General features: G+C 32.0%; 17 protein-coding genes. 13 read left to right on the forward strand and 4 right to left on the reverse strand.

Translation table 11 applies throughout. The annotated features are described in order from the left end of the window. Positions 1 to 268: 268 nt before the first annotated feature. Positions 269 to 2,761, reverse strand: a complete 2,493-nt coding sequence (locus ACFQ1R_RS03835) for a DUF5686 and carboxypeptidase-like regulatory domain-containing protein (protein ID WP_379924783.1) — start codon at positions 2,759 to 2,761, stop codon at positions 269 to 271. Between the two features lie 63 nt (positions 2,762 to 2,824). After that, positions 2,825 to 3,802 carry a pyruvate dehydrogenase complex E1 component subunit beta gene (locus tag ACFQ1R_RS03840; protein ID WP_379924784.1) on the reverse strand — a complete coding sequence of 326 codons (978 nt, stop codon included), beginning with the start codon at positions 3,800 to 3,802 and terminating at the stop codon, positions 2,825 to 2,827. 158 nt (positions 3,803 to 3,960) lie between these two features. On the opposite strand from ACFQ1R_RS03840, the gene ACFQ1R_RS03845 reads away from it, so the two are divergent. From ACFQ1R_RS03845 to ACFQ1R_RS03870, 6 genes are all read left to right on the forward strand, one after another. Then, entirely contained in the window at positions 3,961 to 4,707 is a 747-nt protein-coding gene (locus tag ACFQ1R_RS03845) for an electron transfer flavoprotein subunit beta/FixA family protein (protein WP_379924785.1), read from the forward strand. A 100-nt stretch (positions 4,708 to 4,807) separates the two neighbouring features. Then, a complete protein-coding gene (locus tag ACFQ1R_RS03850) occupies positions 4,808 to 5,767 on the forward strand; it encodes an electron transfer flavoprotein subunit alpha/FixB family protein (RefSeq protein WP_379924786.1) in 960 nt (319 codons plus the stop codon). 120 nt (positions 5,768 to 5,887) lie between these two features. Then, positions 5,888 to 6,514 (forward strand): bifunctional nuclease family protein, encoded by a 627-nt coding sequence (locus ACFQ1R_RS03855; RefSeq protein ID WP_379924787.1) that lies wholly within the window; start codon positions 5,888 to 5,890, stop codon positions 6,512 to 6,514. 23 nt (positions 6,515 to 6,537) lie between these two features. Further along, positions 6,538 to 7,794 carry a nucleoside permease gene (locus ACFQ1R_RS03860; protein WP_379924788.1) on the forward strand — a complete coding sequence of 419 codons (1,257 nt, stop codon included), beginning with the start codon at positions 6,538 to 6,540 and terminating at the stop codon, positions 7,792 to 7,794. A 132-nt stretch (positions 7,795 to 7,926) separates the two neighbouring features. Then, a complete protein-coding gene (locus tag ACFQ1R_RS03865; RefSeq protein ID WP_379924789.1) occupies positions 7,927 to 8,751 on the forward strand; it encodes a thymidylate synthase in 825 nt (274 codons plus the stop codon). Positions 8,752 to 8,756: 5 nt separating this feature from the next. After that, positions 8,757 to 9,248, forward strand: a complete 492-nt coding sequence (locus ACFQ1R_RS03870; protein WP_379924790.1) for an energy transducer TonB — start codon at positions 8,757 to 8,759, stop codon at positions 9,246 to 9,248. 57 nt (positions 9,249 to 9,305) lie between these two features. Here ACFQ1R_RS03870 and ACFQ1R_RS03875 read toward each other — a convergent pair whose 3' ends face one another. After that, positions 9,306 to 9,602, reverse strand: coding sequence for an isoamylase early set domain-containing protein (locus tag ACFQ1R_RS03875; protein WP_379924791.1), 297 nt, complete (start codon positions 9,600 to 9,602; stop codon positions 9,306 to 9,308). Positions 9,603 to 9,890: 288 nt separating this feature from the next. On the opposite strand from ACFQ1R_RS03875, the gene ACFQ1R_RS03880 reads away from it, so the two are divergent. From ACFQ1R_RS03880 to ACFQ1R_RS03895, 4 genes are all read left to right on the forward strand, one after another. Continuing rightward, a complete protein-coding gene (locus tag ACFQ1R_RS03880; RefSeq protein WP_379924792.1) occupies positions 9,891 to 10,781 on the forward strand; it encodes a dihydrofolate reductase in 891 nt (296 codons plus the stop codon). Between the two features lie 345 nt (positions 10,782 to 11,126). Beyond that, positions 11,127 to 13,616 (forward strand): pectate lyase family protein, encoded by a 2,490-nt coding sequence (locus ACFQ1R_RS03885; protein ID WP_379924793.1) that lies wholly within the window; start codon positions 11,127 to 11,129, stop codon positions 13,614 to 13,616. Between the two features lie 133 nt (positions 13,617 to 13,749). Continuing rightward, the gene (locus tag ACFQ1R_RS03890) at positions 13,750 to 15,735 is read left to right on the forward strand and encodes an alpha/beta hydrolase (RefSeq protein ID WP_379924794.1); all 1,986 of its coding nucleotides are present in this window, start codon (positions 13,750 to 13,752) and stop codon (positions 15,733 to 15,735) included. A 40-nt stretch (positions 15,736 to 15,775) separates the two neighbouring features. Further along, positions 15,776 to 18,040, forward strand: a complete 2,265-nt coding sequence (locus tag ACFQ1R_RS03895) for a DUF6807 family protein (protein ID WP_379924795.1) — start codon at positions 15,776 to 15,778, stop codon at positions 18,038 to 18,040. Positions 18,041 to 18,076: 36 nt separating this feature from the next. On the opposite strand, the gene ACFQ1R_RS03900 is transcribed toward ACFQ1R_RS03895, so the two are convergent. After that, on the reverse strand, positions 18,077 to 20,464 hold the full coding sequence (locus ACFQ1R_RS03900; protein WP_379924796.1) for a TonB-dependent siderophore receptor: 2,388 nt from the start codon (positions 20,462 to 20,464) through the stop codon (positions 18,077 to 18,079). A 227-nt stretch (positions 20,465 to 20,691) separates the two neighbouring features. Here ACFQ1R_RS03900 and ACFQ1R_RS03905 point away from each other — a divergent pair, with 227 nt between their 5' ends. Genes ACFQ1R_RS03905 through ACFQ1R_RS03915 form a run of 3 tightly spaced genes read left to right on the forward strand, consistent with a single transcriptional unit; the run spans position 20,692 to position 23,838 of the window. Beyond that, positions 20,692 to 21,534: a hypothetical protein gene (locus tag ACFQ1R_RS03905; RefSeq protein ID WP_379924797.1), complete on the forward strand. Its 843-nt coding sequence runs from the start codon at positions 20,692 to 20,694 to the stop codon at positions 21,532 to 21,534. 9 nt (positions 21,535 to 21,543) lie between these two features. Then, positions 21,544 to 22,221 carry a hypothetical protein gene (locus tag ACFQ1R_RS03910; protein ID WP_379924798.1) on the forward strand — a complete coding sequence of 226 codons (678 nt, stop codon included), beginning with the start codon at positions 21,544 to 21,546 and terminating at the stop codon, positions 22,219 to 22,221. A 60-nt stretch (positions 22,222 to 22,281) separates the two neighbouring features. After that, positions 22,282 to 23,838: an NAD(P)/FAD-dependent oxidoreductase gene (locus ACFQ1R_RS03915; RefSeq protein ID WP_379924799.1), complete on the forward strand. Its 1,557-nt coding sequence runs from the start codon at positions 22,282 to 22,284 to the stop codon at positions 23,836 to 23,838. Positions 23,839 to 23,878 lie beyond the last annotated feature (40 nt).

Raw genomic sequence — 23,878 nt, forward strand, 5'->3', positions numbered from 1 at the left:
AAACTACAACGTTTGAATTTATAATAATTCAAAGCACTTTAAATTAACCATTACTTGACTATATTGTATCTTAAAATGGTAAATTTAAGGTAACTTAGGGTATCAATAAAATATTTATATGATTTACTCTTTGAAACAAGAAACCTGTGTTTTCATATTAATTGCTATTTGTAATTTAAATCTAAATTTTGCAAAACAACAATCTTGATATGGTTTATTAAAACTTAGTAATGAAAAATAAAAAAAATATTCATTTTGAATAAAATAATTAAAAATGAAATCCAAACGAACCTGTAATACCAAATTTTCTTGCATTTGGGTTTTGAACCTCATCTAAATAATTACCTCTAAAGTTGAAGTCTATTCTAAATACTTTAAAAATATTTCCTACTCCAAAACTGTATTCGTAATACATTTTATCGTTTGGAGATTGATAAATTAAACCTGAAGCATTTAAATCTTTATTAGCTTGCGATACTTCGCCCCAAACACCACGTATACCTACAATTTCTCGCAGGTTTAATTTTCTTAAAAATGGAATTCTAGAAAAGAAACGTCCGTTAAAATTATGTTCCAATTGCAACGATGTATATGTATCGGAAACAAACTCATAAAAATCTAACTGTGAAAATGTATTATAAATTGAGAAATAGGATTGATTTCCAGGAATAACGCTAAGCAACCCAAGTGGCACTTCACCAAAAGTTTTACCAGCTTCAACGGTTGTTGTTAGTCTACCAAAACCGCCTACATGCCATGGCTGTATATATGAAAATTGCACTTTTGTATAATTAAAGTCGCTATTAAACACAGATTTATCACCACGACTTACTTGTGCAAAAACACTAGCATAATCATCATTTGCATTTAAACGCTCTACGCCAAAGCCTGTCATTTTTCGTTTTGGAAAATACGAAATAGATAGTGCAGTTTCATATTGTTTAATTTCAGATTCAATACCAGAATCTGTATAATAATCTAAACTAAACGTTGGTGATGCTGATGATAATGTTCTGTAATTACCACCTAATCGTAGAATAAAATTTCGCCAAGGTTCCATTTCAATAGCTACACTGGTTAAATTTATAGATGTTAATTTATCATTTGTTCCTGTACCTATTACAGCTGATGATGCTAAACTTCGGCCTAAAACATCGGTACTTGTTGTTAAACTTGCTCCTATTTGTTCTACATCACGCCTGTTTCCTCCAGAAATAATTAATCGGCTTTTTTTATCTAACAACCATTTTCCTGAGATGCCGTATTTAAATTTATCATCTTTAAAACCGTAAGCTGTAAAGCCTTCTAAACGCCAAAGGTCGTTTTTACCAAAATAAGTACGTCCGCCAGCACGCAAACGCAACCCTTCAACTTCATTAAAACCAAACGTTGAAAAAATAGGACCATAATCAAGTGGCAATTCATTAAATTCTATATAGCCTGAAGCCAAAATACTTCCTAAGTTGTAAAGTCTTTTAAATTTTTTAACCGTTTTTAAAGTGTCTAACATTTTGTAAACACCTTTTTCGTCTTTATTTAATGCTTCAAGCCTATTTTGAGACCAAAAATCATCGTCTCTGTCGTATACATCTTGATTATAGTTATAAACTTCTTCTTCGTAAAACTTCTTGTTTTTTTCTATATCAAACTTATAATTGTCATATAATGTTGTTCGTTTTCCATAAACACCTCTCGACTTTTCTTTTTTGTTGAACGCAAAATCACTCATCATATAATCGCGTTTTACAAGAAAAATTGAATCGTTTACTACTTCAAATTCTTGTTCAATATAAATATCTTTTACCCAATTGATGTTAGCACTTTTTGATGCTTGAAGATTTATTTCTTTAATAGCATAGGTTGAATCGGCTACCCAAAAATCGCCTTTAAATGTCAATTCATTTTTTCTGCGTGGGTAGTAAATAATGTTATAACACCATTTTTTATCAATAAATGCACTGTCTTTCAATACATAATTATAAGTGCCAATTCCGGTTCTTGATAACGGACTTACAAAACTCTTATCGAAAAATTTTAGGTAGTTATCATAAATATCATAGTCAGAATACAAGTCGTCTACAAAATCTATAATGATTTGATTATCACTAAAACCAGAATTTTTATTTCCGTTTAAAACTTCTTTTTTCTTATTGACAACATTATCGCCATAAACCGTGGAAACTGCTTCGTTAATAAATATTGGCAAATAGGTTTTTCCGGTAACGTTTGATGTATCTACCTGATTAAAAACAAATTCCATACCTTTAAACAGTTTGCTATTTATAAGCGTACTATCTATGGTATTTATGTCGAATTCTACTTTTTCGTATTTACTATATTCGTATTGCTTGTAATGTTTTAAACCATTTTTACGCCTGTGTTCCCAAATTTTTCTAAGTAAATCTATAGCTGGATTATTTTTTTTAGATTGTTTTCCTGCTACAATAAATACCTGATTTAATTGTGCTGCTTCTTCTTTAAGAATAAATTTTAAATCGTAATTAACTTTTTTTGTTAAAGGAACATTTAAGGTTTCATAACCTAAAAATGATACGGTTAAAGCACTCCAAGTATCGATAGATTCTAAATAAAATTTCCCGTTTTCATCGGTAATTGTGCCTTGTGTTGACCCTTTAAAGATAATGTTAGCAAATGAAATGGGCTGATTATTTTCATCAAACACATAACCACTAACTTTGGTTTGTGCGAATACCGAAATAATTCCGAAGAAGAAAAATGTAACTAGTAGTTTTGGGCTCATAATACAAAAAAACTTCATCAACAATTATGCTAATGAAGTTTATATAACGTAAAAAAGTTTAATTTATTTATACAATACTTTTTTAACAGCTTTAACAACCTCGTCACTATTAGGCAACCATTCTTCCATTAAAACTGGTGAATAAGCCGCAGGTGTATCTGCTGTATTTATTCTTACTATTGGCGCATCTAAATAATCAAACGCTTCAGCTTGAACTATATATGTAATTTCAGTTGAAACATTTCCAAATGGCCAAGCTTCTTCTAAAACAACTAATCTGTTTGTTTTCTTTACAGATTTTAAAACTGTTTCTTTATCTAAAGGACGAACAGTGCGTAAATCGATAATTTCACATGAAATACCTTCTTTAGCAAGTTCATCTGCAGCAATATAAGCTTCTTTGATGATTTTTCCGAAAGATACAATAGTAACATCTGTTCCTTCACGCTTTACATCTGCAATTCCTAAAGGAATAATATATTCGCCTTCTGGCACTTCGCCTTTATCGCCATACATTTGTTCACTTTCCATAAAAATAACTGGATCGTCATCACGAATTGCAGCTTTTAGTAATCCTTTTGCATCGTAAGGGTTTGAAGGTACTACTACTTTTAAGCCTGGTGTATTTGCAAACCAGCTTTCAAATGCTTGTGAGTGTGTTGCTCCTAATTGTCCTGCTGAAGCTGTTGGGCCACGGAAAACAATTGGGCATTTAAACTGCCCACCAGACATTTGTCTAATTTTTGCAGCATTATTTATAATTTGGTCAATTCCAACCAGAGAAAAGTTAAAAGTCATATACTCAACTATCGGTCTATTTCCTGTCATGGTTGAACCTACCGCTATACCTGCAAAACCAAGTTCTGCAATTGGCGTATCAATAACACGTTTAGGACCAAATTCGTCTAACATTCCTTTTGATGCTTTGTAAGCACCATTATACTCTGCTACTTCTTCGCCCATTAAGTAAATGCTTTCATCTCTGCGCATTTCTTCACTCATAGCTTCGCAAATAGCTTCTCTAAATTGAATTGTCTTCATTAAATATATTTTAATTCGAGTTGCAAAAATAACAATAAATGAAATACCATTTAAAAAGAATTATTTAAAATTTACTATGCATGCATAGTAAATATTCAGAATAAAATAATTAACTTCGTAACCTCAATAAATTTATACATATTTAATACAACATAATTATGAAAATATTAGTGTGCATTAGTCATGTTCCAGACACCACATCTAAAATTAATTTTACCGATGGTGATACAAAATTTGATGCCAACGGTGTTCAATTTGTAATTAACCCTAATGACGAATTTGGTTTAACACGTGCTATGTGGTTTAAAGAAAAACAAGGTGCAAATGTAACTGTTGTTAATGTTGGCGGCGCAGAAACCGAACCAACTTTAAGAAAAGCATTAGCTATTGGTGCCGATGCTGCTATTAGAGTAAATACAGTTGCTACCGATGGTTTTTCGGTGGCAAAACAATTAGCCAATGTTGTAAAAGATGGTGGTTATGATTTGGTTATTGCTGGTCGTGAATCTATAGATTACAATGGTGGCATGGTACCTGGTATGATTGCAGGTTTAATAAACGTAAACTTTGTAAACAACTGCATTGGTTTAGAAATTGATGGAACAACTGCAAAAGCTGTAAGAGAAATTGATGGTGGAAAAGAAACCGTTTCAACATCACTACCTTTAGTAATTGGTGGTCAAAAAGGTTTGGTTGAAGAAAGTGATTTACGCATACCTAACATGCGTGGTATTATGATGGCGCGCCAAAAACCTTTAACAGTTGCAGAACCTATTGAAGCTACCAACGAAACAGCTTCAGTTAAATTTGAAAAACCAGCTCCAAAAGGCGCCATAAAATTAGTGTCGCCAGATAATTTAGACGAATTAGTAAGTTTACTTCATAACGAAGCTAAAGTTATTTAGGCGAAGACTAAATAATTCCGAACTTAATTCGGAATCTAATCAAAGTTTAAAAAATATTAATAAAATCCTGAAACAAGTTCAGGATGACAAATAAAAAATTATGTCAGTTTTAGTATATACAGAATCAGACCAAGGAAAATTTAAAAAAGCCGCTTTAGAAGTTGCTTCATATGCCAAAGCAGTAGCCGACAAATTAGGAACTTCTGTTACAGCAATTACAATAAATGCGAATGATGTTTCAGAATTAGGAACTTATGGTGTAGACAAGGTTTTAAAAGTTACAAACGCATCTTTAGAAAACTTTAATGCCAAAGCCTACACAGAAGCTATAAAACAAGCTGCTGAAAAAGAAGGTACAAAAGTAATTGTATTAAGTTCAAGCGTAAATAGCAAATATTTAGCACCACTTTTAGCAGTTGGTTTAGATGCAGGTTATGCTTCAAACGTTATTGAAGCACCTTCAATCACATCGTCTTTTACAGTAAAACGTCCTGCTTTCACAAATAAAGCGTTTGAAACGTTAACCATAAATACCGATGTTAAAATTGTTGGTGTATCAAACAATGCATTTGGTTTGGTTGAAAAAAATGGTAACGCTGTAGCGGAAGATTTTTCGCCTTCAATTTCAGAATTAAGTATAAAAGTAGAATCGGTTGACAAAGCTTCAAATACAGTAAGTATTGCTGATGCAGACATTGTAGTATCTGGCGGTCGTGGTTTAAAAGGACCAGAAAATTGGGGTATGATTGAAGAATTAGCATCTGTTTTAGGTGCTGCAACAGCCTGTTCCAAACCAGTTTCCGATTTAGGTTGGAGACCACACGGTGAACATGTTGGGCAAACAGGAAAACCTGTTGCTTCAAATTTATATATAGCTATTGGTATTTCAGGTGCTATTCAGCATTTAGCAGGTATTAATGCCTCAAAAGTTAAAGTCGTTATAAACACCGATCCTGAAGCGCCATTTTTTAAAGCTGCCGATTATGGTGTTGTTGGAGATGCATTTACCGTAGTTCCAGAACTAATAGAAAAATTAAAAGCCTTTAAAGCGCAACAATAAATTATTTTTTATAAATTGTATCGTTATTAGAACTGCTTAAATTAGCATTATATTCTTAAATCTGCATCTAGCAGTTGGTAAAGTCCTAATTTAAACAGTTCTTTGCGTTTTAATAAATTTATGAGTTTAGTAAGATTAAATATAAAAGGAATATCCTATAGCCAAACCCAAAACGGCGCTTACGCATTGATTTTAAACGAAGTAGATGGCGACCGAAAATTACCCATTGTAATTGGTGCTTTTGAAGCACAGTCTATTGCCATTGCTTTAGAGAAGGAAATTCGTCCACCAAGACCATTAACCCACGATTTATTTAAAAATTTTGCCGATAGATTTGACATTGTTGTAAAACAAGTAATCATACACAAATTAGTTGATGGCGTTTTTTATTCCAGTTTAATTTGCGAACGCGATAAAATTGAAGAAATTATTGATGCCAGAACTAGTGATGCTATTGCTTTAGCACTTCGGTTTGATGCACCTATTTTCACCTATAAAAACATTCTTGATAAAGCTGGAATTTACTTAAAAGTGAATCCTAAAAAGGAAGACGAGGAAGACGATACCCAAGATAGTATTTTGATGGACGACTTAATTGCTAATGAACTTGAACCAAATACAACACCTCGAGAAAACTACAAAGGAAAAACACTTGAGGAATTACAACACCTATTAGACGAAGCAGTTGCAAATGAAGATTATGAAAAAGCAGCGCATATTCGTGATGAAATTTCAAAACACGAATAATCCAATTTAACATCTTTCCATAAATGAGCATAAAAGTACGATTAATAATAATGAACTTTTTTCAGTTTTTCGTCTGGGGAGCTTGGTTAATTACCGTTGCTAATTATTGGTTTGGAACAAAAGGATGGGATGGTGCTCAATTTGGAGCCATTTTTTCAACCATGGGGATTGCTTCTATTTTTATGCCAACCCTATGCGGTATTATTGCAGATAGATGGCTAAATGCAGAAAAACTATATGGGATTCTTCACATATTAGGAGGGCTTACTTTAATAGTTGTGCCTATGGTTAATAATCCTATTTCTTTTTTTTGGGTAATTTTAGTGGCAATGGTTTTTTACATGCCTACTATTGCTCTATCAAATTCTGTAGCCTATAATGCATTAAAAAAAAGCGACCTCGATGTTGTAAAAGATTTTCCGCCAATTCGTGTTTGGGGAACTATCGGCTTTATTGCCGCCATGTGGATTACCAATTTATCTGGAAGTAAGGCGTCTGAAAATCAATTTTATATTGCAGCCATTGCCGCAGTGTTTTTAGGTATATATTCCTTTACATTACCAAAATGCGAGCCTCAGCGTGAAACTTCAGAGAACAAATCTTTTATAAAATTATTGGGCTTAAGTTCTTTTAAATTATTTGCCAATTACAAACTAGCTTTGTTTTTTGTTTTTAGTATGTTTTTAGGTGCTGCATTGCAATTAACAAATGCATATGGTGATGTATTTTTAGATGATTTTAAACTAAACCCCATATATTCAGATTCTTTTGTAGTTAAATACTCAACTATCATCATGTCTATTTCTCAAATATCTGAGACTGTATTTATTTTAGCAATTCCATTTTTCTTAAAACACTTCGGTATTAAAAAGGTTATGCTTATTAGTATGATAGCTTGGGTTTTACGGTTTGGCTTTTTTGCCTATGGTAATCCCAGTGAAGGATTATGGATGATTATTTTATCTTGTATTGTATATGGCATGGCATTCGATTTTTTCAATATATCTGGCTCACTATTTATTGAAACATCAACAGATTCTAAAATTCGTTCTTCAGCGCAAGGCTTATTTATGATGATGACCAATGGTTTTGGAGCAATTTTCGGAAGTGTTGTAAGCGGCTATTTGATTGACCATTATTTTACAACAGCCACAGGGAAAGACTGGCATAACATTTGGCTTACGTTTGCCATTTACTCTTTGGTAATAGCCATAGCATTTGCTATATTATTTAAACACAAACACAATCCTGAGGAAATAAAGGAAACCATAACTCATTAAAAGAAGTTAGTTAATAACTTTTAATATAATTTATTGTCCATTACTTTCAAAGTCAACGCTTTTTTTTATTTTTAAATTCAGAATTAAATCTGTTTTTTTATATATATTCCTCACAATTGTAGCGCATTATTTATGAAGCAATATCACGACCTAGTAAAACACGTTTTAGAGAACGGAAACGAAAAAGGAGATAGAACAGGAACAGGAACAAAAAGTGTTTTTGGTTACCAAATGCGATTTGATTTAAGTAAAGGGTTTCCTATGGTTACCACCAAAAAACTACATTTAAAATCGATAGTTTATGAATTGCTTTGGTTTTTAAAAGGCGACACCAATATTAAATATTTAACGGAAAATGGTGTTCGTATTTGGAATGAGTGGGCTGATGAACATGGCGATTTAGGACCTGTGTACGGTCACCAGTGGCGAAACTGGAATAGCGACGAAATTGACCAAATTAAAGAAGTTATAGACACGTTGAAAAACAACCCAAATAGCAGGCGTATGCTGGTTTCGGCTTGGAATCCTTCAGTTTTACCAGATACTTCAAAATCATTTTCTGTAAATGTTGCTAATGGAAAAGCTGCTTTACCACCATGTCACGCTTTTTTTCAATTTTATGTTGCCGAAGGAAAACTATCGTGCCAACTATACCAACGTAGTGCCGATATCTTTCTAGGTGTACCTTTCAACATTGCATCTTACGCCCTATTTACTATGATGGTTGCACAAGTTTGTGGCTATCAAGCTGGAGAATTTATACATACTTTTGGTGATGCGCATATTTACAGCAACCATTATGAACAATTGGAATTACAACTTTCTAGAGATATTAGACCACTACCAAAAATGATATTAAACCCTGAGGTAAAAGATATTTTCGATTTTACTTTTGAAGATTTCACCTTGATAGATTACAACCCGCATCCACATATAAAAGGCGTTGTTGCTATTTAATAATTATGAAAAAAACAAGTGTTCTATTGGCATTAATGCTGAGTGCTATATCATTCTCGCAAGAAAAAGAAATTGACGATTTAAATAATGATAACAACTCTAAAGTTACATCTTTTGAAGTTATTGAAAATGTTCCTGTTTACAAAGGTTGCGATCATACTTTGAGTAATAAAGAACTAAAGGACTGTATGTCAATATCCATTTCTAAGCATATTGCTAAAAATTTTAACACAAATGTCTCTAATGGCTTAGGCATTCCAGACGGTAGAGTTAAAATTAATGTGATTTTCAAAATAAATAGAGATGGTAATATTATTGACATAGTAGCTAAAGCACCTCATCCTGCATTGGAAGAAGAAGCTATTAGGGTTATTAAATTAATGCCTAAAATGGATAAACCTGGTTACCAAAGAGGCGAACCAGTTACAGTTCCTTATGCGTTGCCCATTGTATTTAATGTTGTAAACCCTAAAAAAGTAGCAAAACCACGAAAATAAAAGCAAAAAAAGTGCCTTCATATGAAAGCACTTTTTTGTTTAATTTTTAGGATTTAACTAAACATTTACCACGCTATTATCAGCAGAAGCAAAATCATTCCATACATAAGCATCGGCTGCACTATCATTAATAAATTCACCATCAACTATATATTTAAACTCGTATGAGTTGTCTTTATCTAAATCTACAGTACCTTTAAAAGTACCACTCTTTAATTTTTTAAGCGGTGTTGCTTTTGCATTCCATTTATTAAAACTTCCTACAACGGAAACTTTTTTTGCATCTTCTGCTTCAATTGAAAAAGTCACTTTACAAACAGGTTTGCTTTTTAAGTATTGTTTTGTAATAGCCATAATTTTAATTTTTTGTGTTGTTTACCAAGCAAATTTATAAAACAATTTCTCAGACATAATCTTTTAATGTATTAATCAACAAAGAATTATCAATTTAATAATATCAATTCATAAAACTTTAAAGTTGATAATAGTTGTTGCGCTTTAATTATAATATTGTTAATATAAAATTCATGCTTTTAATTGATTTTCAAGCACTTTAATTGTAAAATATATATACTACTAAGTTTCTAAATATCTATTAAGTATCATCAAAAAATAGTAACTTTACCATTATTTTTAAGTAATATGTTCGGAAAAAAGAAAGATATCCCGCAAATAGATAAAGACCAATTAGAGCTTATTAAAAATGCTCAAAAACGTATCAAGCAAAAAAAACGTTTGTACGTTCACTTTGTTATTTTTTTAATTGGTTCTGTATTTTTAATACTTTTTAATTTGGGTTTAGGTTTTGGTGAAAGCTTTAAACCTTTAGATACAAACTGGTTTGTATTTGCCATTTTATTTTGGCTATTTCTATTTTTATACCATACGTTTAATGTATTTATTACACATAAATTTATGGGGAAAGATTGGGAACAACACCAATTAAACAAATTGGTTGCTAAACAAAACGAACGTATTGAAAAACTAAAGCAAACATTACCTTCTGATGATACCTTATTAAAAAAAAAAGCGATTCCTAATACATCAAACCTTACTATAATTGTTGCTGCAGCTGAAAACGATGCTATTGGTAAACACAACAAATTAATTTGGCACATAAGTGATGATTTGAAACGCTTTAAAAACCTAACTAGTGGTCATCATATTATTATGGGACGCAAAACTTTTGAAAGTTTTCCAAAACCATTACCAAACAGAACACACGTAGTTATTACCAGGCAAACTGATTACAAAGTACCTCAAGGTGTTATTTTAGTAAATTCTTTAGATGCCGCTATTGAAGCTTCTAAAAGTGATAACCAACCATATATTATTGGTGGTGGTGAGATATACAAACAAGCCATTTTGGTTGCAAATAAAATTGAGTTAACTCGCATACACGAATCATTTCCTGCCGATACTTTTTTTCCAAAAATTGACACTTCTATTTGGAAAGAATCAAATACTGTTTTTCATAAAAAGGATGAGAAAAACGAATTTGATTTTACATTTTTAACCTACATAAGAAAATAAAAATTCGCTTTAGCAAAGAACAATTTTAACTAATTAACAATCAATATAATACATTATAATTCTATGACTAAAAACCATTATAAAAAAAGGTTTTATAGTTTAATATAACGTATTTTATATGTTATTTCCTTTCGCTTCTATAATTTTTAGGGATTTTTATTTGTACGTAAAAGATTTCAAGAAACACTTATTATCGTTTTTCTGATTGCATTTTAACGATTTTATTTTAAAAAAATAGTTTGAATTAAAAAAAAATCTACTTTAGTGCAATCGATTACAATGTAAAATTACTTTAGTAAAAAAGTACATTAATCCTACTCAACAAACTAAAACTTAAATTAAAAAATGAAAAAACTATTACTTTACATGACTATCTTGCTTGCCTCAGTTCAAGTATGGTCGCAAACAGTAACAATTAATGAATCTGGCGGTTGGTTTGAATCTGCTTACGTAAAATGGCAACCAATTGCAGAAGCCGAAAGCTACAATGTGTACTATACAGGTGAAGGTATTACTAATAAAAAAATTGACACACAATTAATAAGATGCTACAATAACAACATCTATAGAGCAGACGTATTAGGTTTAAAAGCAGGTGCTTACACCCTATCTGTTGTACCTGTAATTAGTGGTATTGAAGGAAATGCAAGTACAACATCTTCTATCACAGTAATTCCACATGATAGAGCTGGTTTTGCTTTTTCAAATAACAGAATAGTTGGCGCGTATAACCTTGATGGTACAGTAATGACTGGTGCCGTTATTTTATACATTACTGAAGACACAAAAAACACAATAGAACTAAATGTTACAGGTGCTAATGCAAATCCTTGTATTGGGCTTCAAACTATTTTAGATGGTTTCAAAAAAGGTAACGACTCACGCCCTTTAATAATTCGTTTAATTGGTCAAATTACAGACCCTTCTTATTTACTTAATGGTGATGTTGTAATTGAAAATAAACAAAATGCAAACAGCCACATTACATTTGAAGGTGTTGGTGATGATGCTGTAGCCGATGGTTGGGGTATAAGAATTAAAAATGCATCTAATATTGAAATAAGAAATATTGGCACCATGAACTGTAATAGTGGTGAAGGCGATAATATTGGTTTACAACAAGATAACGATCACATATGGGTACACAACGTTGATTTCTTTTATGGTGATGCAGGAAGTGATTCAGACCAAGCTAAAGGCGATGGTGCTTTAGATTGTAAACGTTCTACTCATGTAACATTTTCATATAATCACTTTTGGGATTCTGGAAAATCTAATCTTCTTGGACTTAGTGAAACACAAGGTGATCCTGATTTGTTAATTACTTACCACCATAACTGGTATGACCATTCCGATTCTCGTCATCCGCGTGTGCGCTATTATACTGCCCACGTATACAACAATTATTACGATGGAAATTCAAAATATGGTGTTGGCTCAACATTAGGATCTTCAGTATTCGTAGAAAACAACTATTTTAGAAACTGTAAATATCCGATGCTGACCTCATTACAAGGTACTGATATTTTCTATGGATTTCCAACCTTTTCGGGTGAAGCTGGTGGCACTATTAAAGCTTTTGGAAATACCATTATTGGAGCTACACGTTTCGATCCTTATGGAACAGATGGTCCTACAACCTCTACAGTAGAATTTGACGCTGTTGTTACTGCTACTAAAAATGAAACAGTTCCAAACATTATTACGTCTAAATCAGGAGGAAACACTTATAATAATTTTGACACCAATGGTGTACTTTGGTACTCTTACACCGTTGATACTCCAGAAGACGCTAAAACAAACGTAATGCAATATTCCGGAAGACAAAATGGTGGCGATTTCTCCTGGACATTCAACAATGCTGTTGATGATGCTGCTTCAGATGTAAATGCAGCACTAAAATCGGCACTTACTTCTTACAGTACTAATCTAGTATGTGTACAAGGGATAAACGAACCACCAAGCAGTCAAACCTTAGTACTTACTTCTGGAAGTAATGAGCAAACCGTAACTGAAGGAAATGCCATAACAAACATTGTATATACTTGGGGCGGAGACGCTACCGATGTTGCAGTAACAGGCATACCCGCTTCTGGAATTAGCTTTATTAAAGACATGCCTTCAAAAACTGTTACCATTTCTGGAACGCCTACTGCCGATGTTAGCTATACCATAGCAACTTCAGGGAGTTCTGGAACACCAGTATCACAATCAGGTAACATAACTGTTGGTACTACTTCAACTGGAGATTTAATTCACAACTTTACTATTTCAGAAAAAACAAGTACTTTTTATACTATTTCTGGAAACATGAACTCAACTAACGGAACGCAAAATTACGATGGATTAACTTTAACCAGACGTTTAAAAATTGAATCTGCTACATCTATCACTTATACAACTACAGCTGTTTCTAGTTTAACGCTAGTTTTTGATGCAGATTTTACAGGAAAAATAAAGCTTGATAATGTTGATTTTACGGCATCAGCTGGTATTGTTACAATTCCAAATATTCCTGCAGGAGTACATTCAATTACTAAAAATAATACTGCGAATCTTTTTTACATAAAAACGGTTTACACAACACTAGGCTTAGATAAAAATGCTGAAGTTTTAAAACTAAAACTGTATCCTAACCCAGTTGCAAGCACGTTTCAAATTGAAACTCGAGCCAAAATTGAAGAAATAAAAATCTACAGCATGGTAGGCGCTTTAGTAAAAAGCATTAAAAGTGATTCAAAATCTGTTGATATTAGTAGCCTAAGTACTGGTAGCTACTTACTAAACGTATACACTAACGAAGTTGTACACAAACAAATAATTATTAAAAAATAATTTTTTGATTAATAGCACAAAAAGGCTTCCTATGTTGGAAGCCTTTTTGGTTTATAACATAGGCAATAACAGAATATAAACTTATTGCTATTCATATTTTAATTAATTTTAAAAAACTTTTATTCGTTTAAATATGAAATTATTAAAAACTTCTTTGCTAATATTTTTATACTTTTTAATTAATGAAACGCAAGCTCAAAGAAATTCAAATGCATTATCATGGCAAATGAATGTAGCTTACAACAATTATTTGTTACGCGATGTTCATGAACAATATGCTAATCGTGAAATAAGCTTTAATGAAGCTCTTAAAACAAAAAAAGGCATCTTAAAATATAGAGATAAAAGCATTAAAAATTATAAAAGTATTATTGGAGACTTACCCGAAAAAAGCAAACTAAATGCCCAAGTTTTAGGTGTTACTCAATTTGAAGGTTTTAGAATTGAAAAGGTTATTTTTGAAAGTATTCCCAAACGCTATGTAACTGCAAATCTATATATACCTAATGGCAATGGTCCTTTTCCTGTTACTTTAGAATTGTGTGGTCATGGACTTGGTGGAAAAATACCATCTTCAAATGCTGCTAGACTTCTAGCATTAAACAAAATTGCTGTTTTGGTAGTTGATCCTATTGGTCAAGGCGAACGAATTCAATTTGTAGATAATGGAAGTAAATCACAAACTCGTGGCGCTACAACTGAACATACCTTACTAAATACGGGTGCTAATTTAATTGGAACAAGCTTAGTTGCTTATGAATATTGGGATAACCACCGTGCTATTGATTATCTAGAAACCCGTTCGGATATAGATAAAAATCGCATTGGTGTCTATGGTAGTTCAGGTGGCGGTACGCAGGCAACTTATATGCTTGGTCTTGACCAACGTATTAAAGTAGCTACCATTTGCAGTTATTTTACACAACGTGAAAAAGTTCTAGAAATTTATGGCGCTTCTGATGGTTGTCAGCATATACCATACGAAGGCAGAGAACAACTTGAAATCGCTGATTTTGCACTTATGATGGCACCAAAACCTTTGTTAATAATGTCTGGCAAATATGATTTTGTCGATTATTGGGGTGCTACACAAGCATTTAAAGGTCTTAAAAATGCTTATACCACTTTAGAAAGTCCTGAAAAAATAAGTATGTTTTCTGCAGAAAGTGGTCATGGGATGCCAAAACCTAAACGAGAAGCAATGGCTACTTGGTTTAAAAAATGGTTTTACAATGATGATACTCATGTAACTGAAAGCGAACATATCCAAATACCTTTAGATGCTTTACAATGCACCTCAACAGGGCAGGTTATAACTGCTATTTATGATAATGTGTCTATCCCAGAATATCAAAAACAGTTGTATAATAATTATAATAAAGAAAGAATCATATTTTTAAAAAATGAAGAAACAGTTATTAAAAGTAAGGTTTTAGAATTGCTAGGAATTGAAATTCCAAAAGGCGATATAGATATTCAACAAACAGGTTCAAGTAGTTTAAGAAAATTTGATTTATACAAATATCAAATAAATAGAAACGGACAAATGCCTTTACCTTGCTTGGTTTTAATACCAGAAAATGTAAGTGCTAAAAGCAATATCGTTTTATACCTAAATGAAAGTGGAAAAGACGATGTGTTTTCTAATGAAAATCTTATTGATGATTATATAAACCAAGGCTCAATTTTAATTCTAACCGATTTACGAGGGTTTGGTGAAACTGCCGACCCATCAAATCTTAACGACTCCAAATATTGGAACTGGGAATACCGAAATGCCATGGCAAGCATGCATATTGGCAAACCTATTATGGGGCAACGAGTAATTGATGTGATAACAATTCTCGATTTTATTAATAAAATACCAACTTTAAATGGTAAAGAAATCAAATTAATAGCAAATGGTTTGTATGGCCCAACTGCCATTCATGCTACGTATTTAGATAATCGAATTACCCAAACCGAAGTATCTAAGTCCATAAAGTCTTTTTACAATTATCTAGAAAACCCAATACAAAAAGATATCTATACCAATGTATTGTATGGGGTTGTTAAGTATTATGATTTAAAAGATTTGATGCTTCTCTCTGGAAAAAATAGGATTCGCTTTGTTGATTAATCAATAACTTTTTAACTACAATTTTAATTAGCTTTGTAGCATGATGAAAATTTGGCATTTACAATTAGTTTATTTGTTATTGACATTTGCAGTTACTAATTCTTGTGCATCAACAGATAAATGGTCTAGTACAGTTACAGGCAACAACATCACTTACAAAACAACTGAAGCAAAAAAACCTGTTAAAGACTACAAAGGCAATTACGCAACTATAGTATACCTTGAAAATTTAGGTTTTGATAAACTTGGACAAAACAGTAATAAAGAAGATGTAAATTGGTTACTATCTCAAGGTTATCGTGTAATTGAATTTGATTATAAAAAAAACAAAAACGCTTCAGCTACAACAATAAACAAAGATATTATAGCTATTAACAATCAATTAGCATCTAGTAATTTCTGCGGATTAAACAACTGCTCCACCAACAATTCATATATTTTATTTGAAGGTTATAGAATTGCTAAAAACATTCCTTATTTTAAAGATAATCCTGATGTTTACAACACACCTGAAGCATATACCGAAGGCGACATGCTATACATGGATATCATTTATCCAGCCAATACAACTAAAACTGTTCCCATAGTTTTATCGTTTTCCTACAGCAACAGCTATGCAACTTTTGATAGTAAAACTGGCAAATTAACCAATGCAAATAAAGATTTACGAACATTTCTACCTTACACTTTTGCTGGTTTTAACGATTCCTTTTTAGAAGGTTTACCAGCACACAATATGGCTTGGGCAATTGCCGACCACCCAAAGTATTGCCCTTGGGGTAGCGGAAAACCCATTAATGGCAAAAACGATACTTATAAATCATACCAGGTAAATCCTGATGCTGTGCAAAAAGTAAAATCGGCTATTAGAACCTTGCGAAGCATGAGTAACGATTTAAGACTTTCAGGAAACATTGGCATTTACGGTTTTTCACGTGGCTCTACAGCTGGCTCTATGGCTATTGGTGACAAAAATGTACCTGAATTTGAAAATGCAGGTTTTAATACTGGTGTTTCTGATGATGTGCAAGCAGCAGCTCTTGGCCCAGGAGTTTTCGATTATACTCAAATTTATAATTCATTAAATGATGGTGATGAAAATCTAGAAACCAGATGTCCATGGGCTTGGGGACGTTTAGAAGATAATCACAATTTATGGGAAACTATGGGTGCTAGCTATTTAGTAGAATCTTCAAAAACTGCACCTGTTTTATTTTTTTATAATACAGATGATGCGCCGTATTATCATGACCAAATTACACATTTCAAAACAAAATTAGATAGACTAAAAGTTACTAATTCTACTTTGATTAACTACGGAACTGGTCATGCTGTACCGCAAACTTCTGAAGCTTTAAATACACTTTATTCTTTTTTTAAAAAACACTTAAACCCTTCAACAGTTACTGTTAGTATTAAAAAAAATGTTGCTTATTTCACTGAAAACAACGACTCCATTTTAAATTATCAAATTGCTGAAAAATCTTTAAATGGCACTTATAAAAGAGCAAATTACATTCACCCACTTTACACATTAGATGGTGCTGTTTTAACCGAAGATTTCCCTGAAGACCACTTACACCATAGAGGCATTTTCTGGGCATGGCATCAACTTTATATTGGCGATAAACGTATAGGTGATGGCTGGGAAATTGAAAATTTCAGTTGGGATGTAACTTCAGTTAAGGAACTTAAACAACTTGATAATTCCAAAGCGATACAAGCAAACGTTTTTTGGAAATCGAACCAATGGTTAGATGCTAATAGCAATGAAAAACCTGTAGTTAAAGAAACTACAACTATTCGTGTTTACCCAAAAGAAACAAATTACAGACTAATTGACATTGAAATATCACTACTTGCTTTGGAAGATAATATGCGTATAGGCGGATCTGAAGACGAAAAAGGCTATGGTGGATTTTCACCTAGAATTAAATTACCAAACGATATTGTTTTTACAGGTTCAGATGGAATTGTAATACCTAATAACTTACCCGTAAAAGCAGATGGTTGGCTAGATATTTCTGGTTCGTTTACTAAAGAATATAAACAATCCGGAATTACCATATTATGCCATCCAAACAACCCACAACCATCTAACCAATGGATTTTACGTTCTAAACGCAGTATGCAAAATGCAGTGTATCCGTATCCTGGAGCAAAGGCAGTTTTTTTATCTAAAACACAACCAACCACATTGCGTTACCGCTTAATTATCCATAATGGCAATGCTAATGATTTTGATGTTTCAACATTGTATGATATTTACAAAAATTTAGATAAAAAAAACTCAGACCAAAATTAGTCTGAGTTTTAAAATCAATTTTAATTTAATTTTTAGTTAGAATTTATAACTTACCGCTACCGAATAATTTCTTGGTGCAATTGGGTTTAAACTATTATCGTCATGCACATTATAATTTAACACATTTGTAATGTTAGCTAATTTAGCTCTTACCCCTAAGTTTTCAGTGATTTTATAACCTAAAGTGGCATCTAACTGAAAGTAATCTGATAGTGGTATTAACTGTCTGCCACTATTTGGAGATGTAATCACAAATGAACGACCTGCAAAACGCTCACCAAAATACGTGCTAATAAAACCTAGGTTTAATCCGTTTAACATACCAGATTCAAAGCTATAATTTGCACTAATGTTAGCTGTATTTTTTGGGTTGTAACGCAACAAGCTTCCTTCAACATAGGTGTTAGATTTTACATATTTCATTTCATTAAAACTATATCCTGCCATTAAACGCAAGCCTGCTGTTGGGTATGCAGTAAAATCCACTTCTACTCCTTTGCTTTCTGTAGAACCTGCTAGTTCTTTAATATTGCTATCGGTATTTCCATTTGTAAATGAAGTTTGTGCCAAATTACTATTGCTAATTATATAACCAGTAATGTTTATAAATAGTTTTTTATTGAATAATTCATTTTTTACACCAACTTCAAACTGGTCAATTATTGAAGGTTCAAGGGCATTTCCATCTATATCTAAACCTGTATTAGTTTCGAACGAATTTGCATAGCTACCAAAAATAGAACTGTGCTCGGTTGGTTGAATAATGATACCAAAACGTGGTGTAAAGGCATCATCATATAAATTAGAAACCGAAGTTGTTTGGTTTGCATATGTAAAAATATCGCTATTAGTATCTTGATAAGTATAGCGAACACCAGCTAAAAACTTTAAATACTTATTAACTTCAATTAAATCTTGCACATAAATTCCAAATCTAGAAACTGGTGTTGTTGTTAATCTGTCTTTATTTAGATTAGGAATATCGTTTCTAAAATTATCGTAATCTGGATTGAAAATATTAATTTCATCGTAATAGGCTTGACCATTATTATTTGCTGCCGTTAAAGCTACATATCTAGTATCTTTTGTTTTGTAATTTTCTACATCGGCACCAACTAAAAACTGATGTTTTAAAGCACCTGTTTTAAACAAGCCTTTTAAATCTAATTGATTAAGAATATAGTTATCTGTATATGCTCTTCTTTGAAGATTTCTTCTCCAAGTACCATCTTGTTGAACGGTAGCACCACCACTATTTGGTCTACCATTTGTAAATAAATCGGTATTATAGTTACGGAAGGAGTTAATAAAAGTTAAGCTCCACTTATTAGAAATTTGATGATTTAATGTTGCTGTTGCCGATACCTGTTCTGCATCATAATAACCCCATTTTACACCTACAAATTGCTCTCTTGGTAAATCTACAATTTGGTAATTAATAATTCCTGCACCAAAATCTGGCGTTCTATTATCATTAGTATAATCTACTTCAAACAATAAATTAGTTTTATCACTTATTTTAAAAAATAACGACGGGTTGAAATAATATGTTTCTGAAGACACGTATTTTCTATAACTATCGGCACTTGTATAAGAACCATTTAATCGAAAGGCTACTGTTTTTGAGTCGTTTACCGCGCCATAAACATCAAAAGCTGGTTTTATTAAATTGAAACTTCCAAAAGTAACATCAACTTTTCCACCAAAATCAAAACGTGGTTTTTTGGTAATTAGGTTTAAAATACCACCTGCTTCAACATTTCCAAATAAAATGGCAGCACTTCCTTTTAGTATTTCAACACTTTCAAGACCGCTTGTTTCAACTGTCATGCCGTTAAAATAACGAACACCGTTTTTAAAGGTATTATTACTTCCTAAATCATAACCTCTAGAGGCTATTTCTTCTTGATAACCACCAGTTGTTCCTTTTATATAAACACCGTTAGCATTTTTTAAAATATCGGTTAACGAATTTACTTGTTGCGCTTCAAGTGTTTGATTTGAAATAATAGCAGCACTTTGAGGTAAATCTAAAGGTTTAATTCCCGATTTTGCTGCATTAGGTGTTTTGGTTAAAATACTTCCAGAAACAACAACCTCGTTTAATTCATTTTCAGCTTCATCCAAATAAATTGTTGGAATGATTAATACTGAATTATTAACAGTTATTTTAATGGTTTTAGAGTTAAACCCTATGTGCGAAACAATTAGTTTATAATCGCCATTAGCTATATTTAAAATTGAAAAGTTTCCGTTTTCATCGGTTATATCGTAGTTATTCGATTTGTCTATTACTACTGTAACTCCTTCAATTGGTTTTTTTGAAGAAGACAAAACAGTTCCTTTAATGCTTTGTGTACTTTGGGCAACTACTTGATTGCCAAAAAAAATGGTTAATAATAAAATTTGAATATATTTTTTCATTGTTATTTAGATTGATTATAAATTACACGCAAATCTAAACAACAAAAATAGTTTACACAATATTTATTTAGATTAATTTTAAATAAATACGTATTGTGTTGTTTTACAAATACTTGTAGTTTTTTAATATTTTAAAATTCACTTAAAAAAATATGTTTTAATTATTTAACAAGCATACATTCCATACGAAATTGTCGTATATTGGTTATTAAACAACTAATTGTAAAATGAAAAAAAGTATATTATTTTTTTTGCTTTCTATTTTCTTTTTTAACTGCTCAAAAACTGAAGAACCAAGTGTTATTTATGAAGGTAATATTATTTTTAACACCCAACAACAAATTGATGATTTTGGTAAGGAAGGTTATACTAAGGTCACTGGATATGTCGTAATTGGTGATGAAAATGGAAACCCAACATCTTTAATAGAAAGCATAGAAGGTTTAAATACGCTAACATCTGTTGGTGGATTAACTATTTCAGGAAATACAGTATTATCTGATTTGTCACCACTTAGTAATCTAAAATATATTGATGAAGGATTAGCTATTATAGGTAATACCGCAATATCTAATATAAACCCATTAAATAAAATTGCACATATTGGCTCATTATGGATTTATGATAATACGTTATTAACCAATATTGATGGTTTAGTAAATGTAAATGGTAACCTAAAATTTTTAAAAATAGAGGAAAATGAATCTTTAGAAAGCATTGAGGGGTTGAAAAACATTTCAATCATTAGTGATATAAATAATGATTCTCCATTTGCTGCTCGTTTGACTGTTAGGTTTAATCCAAAATTAAAGAATTTGGATGGCTTATCGAATTTAAATTCTGTTGGTGGATATTTAGAAATTTATGGTAATTACAGCATAACTAATCTAAATGGTCTAAAAAACTTATCCTCAGTTAAACTTCTTTATGTTAGTAAGAATTTCAATTTAACAAACCTATGTGGAGTTAAACCACTAATTGAAAACCTTCCTGATCTTGATATGTTAATAGAGGAGAATGCTTATAATCCAACCAAACAAGATTTTATTGATGGTAATTGCAGTAACTAATTATATTATATGAAAAAGTTTTTAAGTTTTTTAATTGGTGTTTTAATATTTAGTTCTTGTTCTAAGGAAGAAGAATATGTCATAGAATACCCAACTACATTCAATCCCTCTGAAGTTTATGGACAAAAAATTAGAGTTTTCACTAAAAAAGGTGAAGTAAAAGATTCAAAAATCACCTTAAAATTAATTGAACGAATTAAAAATTACATAACTGACTTAGAAAATTATGATATAGTAGATAAATTTTCTGCAACATATTTATCACCTACAACTTTAGAAATCTATAATGAAGATTATACATTACCAACATTATTTAATTTACATGAAACCCCAAATATAACCTATTGGGAAGATAAAAACATTAGAAAGGGTGTTGTTGGTATTTATGATTATTACTCAAATCATTTTAAATACAAACCACTATATTATAAAGATTTAGGGTTTAATTACCCACTAAATAGCAATGCATTTGAATTGCAAGAATGTTATTATGTCAAAAAAAATAAAAACACGCTTATCATGCCTTTTTTAGATTTTTACCATATAGGCTATAAAAACTATACTCAATACAATAATGCAAGACGAAGAATTAACAACGTATTTATTTCTAAATCATTTTCAAATTTAGGTGAAAAGGACACTCTAGTTATTCAAGAATATAATATAAAATTGACTATTCGTAATTAAAAAATAGCGTTCTGCTATAAATCTTTTAAACTTACGCTCCTATTTGTTTAATTTTGCAACATGATAAAAGAACTTCAGCTTCGTATTTCACTTAATGAAGAAGAACGCAGTGATTTTTTAGTACAAAAAGCATCGCAAATTTTAGATATTGATAAAGAAGACATTACGGGTATAAAAGTACTTCGTAAATCTATTGATGCACGCAAACCGAAAATAATTTTCAATTATAAAATTGCGGTTTATATTCGTGAGGTGTTACCAAAAACGTCCGACTACCAATTTGATTATAAAGATGTTTCAAAAGCAAAAGCCATACATATTGTAGGGTTTGGTCCTGCAGGCATGTATGCTGCGTTGCGTTGTATTGAGCTTGGTTTTAAACCCATTGTTTTAGAACGTGGTAAAAATGTAAGAGATCGTCGCAGAGATTTAAAAGCCATAAACCAAGACCATATTGTAAATGAAGATTCTAATTATTGTTTTGGTGAAGGTGGTGCAGGAACCTATTCTGATGGTAAACTTTATACACGAAGTTTAAAACGTGGCGATGTAAGACGTATTTTTGAAAACCTCGTATTTCATGGCGCTACCGACCAAATTTTGGTAGATGCGCATCCACATATAGGCACCAATAAACTCCCTAAAGTGGTGCAAAATATTCGGGAAACCATTTTAAAATATGGTGGTGAAATTCACTTTGAAACGCGCGTTACCGATTTCATTATAAAAAACAACAAAATACAAGCTATTCAACTAAACAATAGTGAAGAAATGCCTGCCAACCGTGTTATTTTAGCAACAGGACATTCGGCAAGAGATATTTTCTATTTACTCCATAACAAACAAATTGCTTTAGAAGCCAAATCGTTTGCCATGGGCGTTCGTGTTGAGCATCCGCAACATATTATAGATGCTATTCAATACCATTGCAGTGGAAAGCGTCATGAATTACTACCTGCAGCTTCATACAGTTTGGTGCAACAAGTAAACGAACGTGGTGTGTATTCATTTTGTATGTGTCCTGGTGGATTTATTGTGCCTGCCGCAACAGCCAATGGCGAAGTGGTGGTAAACGGTATGTCACCTTCAAAACGCAATAACTTATTTGCCAATTCAGGTATTGTGGTTGAAATTGATGTACACAAAGATTTACCAAAATACGAGCAATTTGGCGCACTTAAAGGCTTAGAATACCAAAAAAACTTAGAGCGAATGGCATTTACAGCAGGTGGACGTAGTCAAACAGCACCAGCACAACGCTTAACCGATTTTGTTGAAGGACGCTTATCGGCAGATTTAAACCCAACCTCCTACCAACCTGGATTAAATTCGGCACCTTTACATTCGCTTTTACCCAAATTAATAGGTAGCAGATTGCGAAAGGGTTTCGAAGCATTCGGACAAAAAATGCGTGGTTACTATACTTCCGAAGCTAATATTGTTGGTGTAGAATCTAGAACCTCATCACCTGTTTGCATTCCTAGAAATGAACATTTAGAGCATCCACAAATTGAAGGTTTGTTTCCATGTGGTGAAGGCGGTGGTTATGCAGGTGGCATCGTGTCCGCTGCTATGGATGGCGAGCGTTGTGCCGAAGCAGCCATAAAAGGCTTATAAATATTAATATTATTCCTATTTTTGCAGCACTTTATTAAAC

Origin of the sequence: Mariniflexile jejuense, from assembly GCF_042675665.1 — a bacterium.
In the GTDB taxonomy this organism is placed as follows: Bacteria; Bacteroidota; Bacteroidia; order Flavobacteriales; family Flavobacteriaceae; genus Mariniflexile; species Mariniflexile jejuense.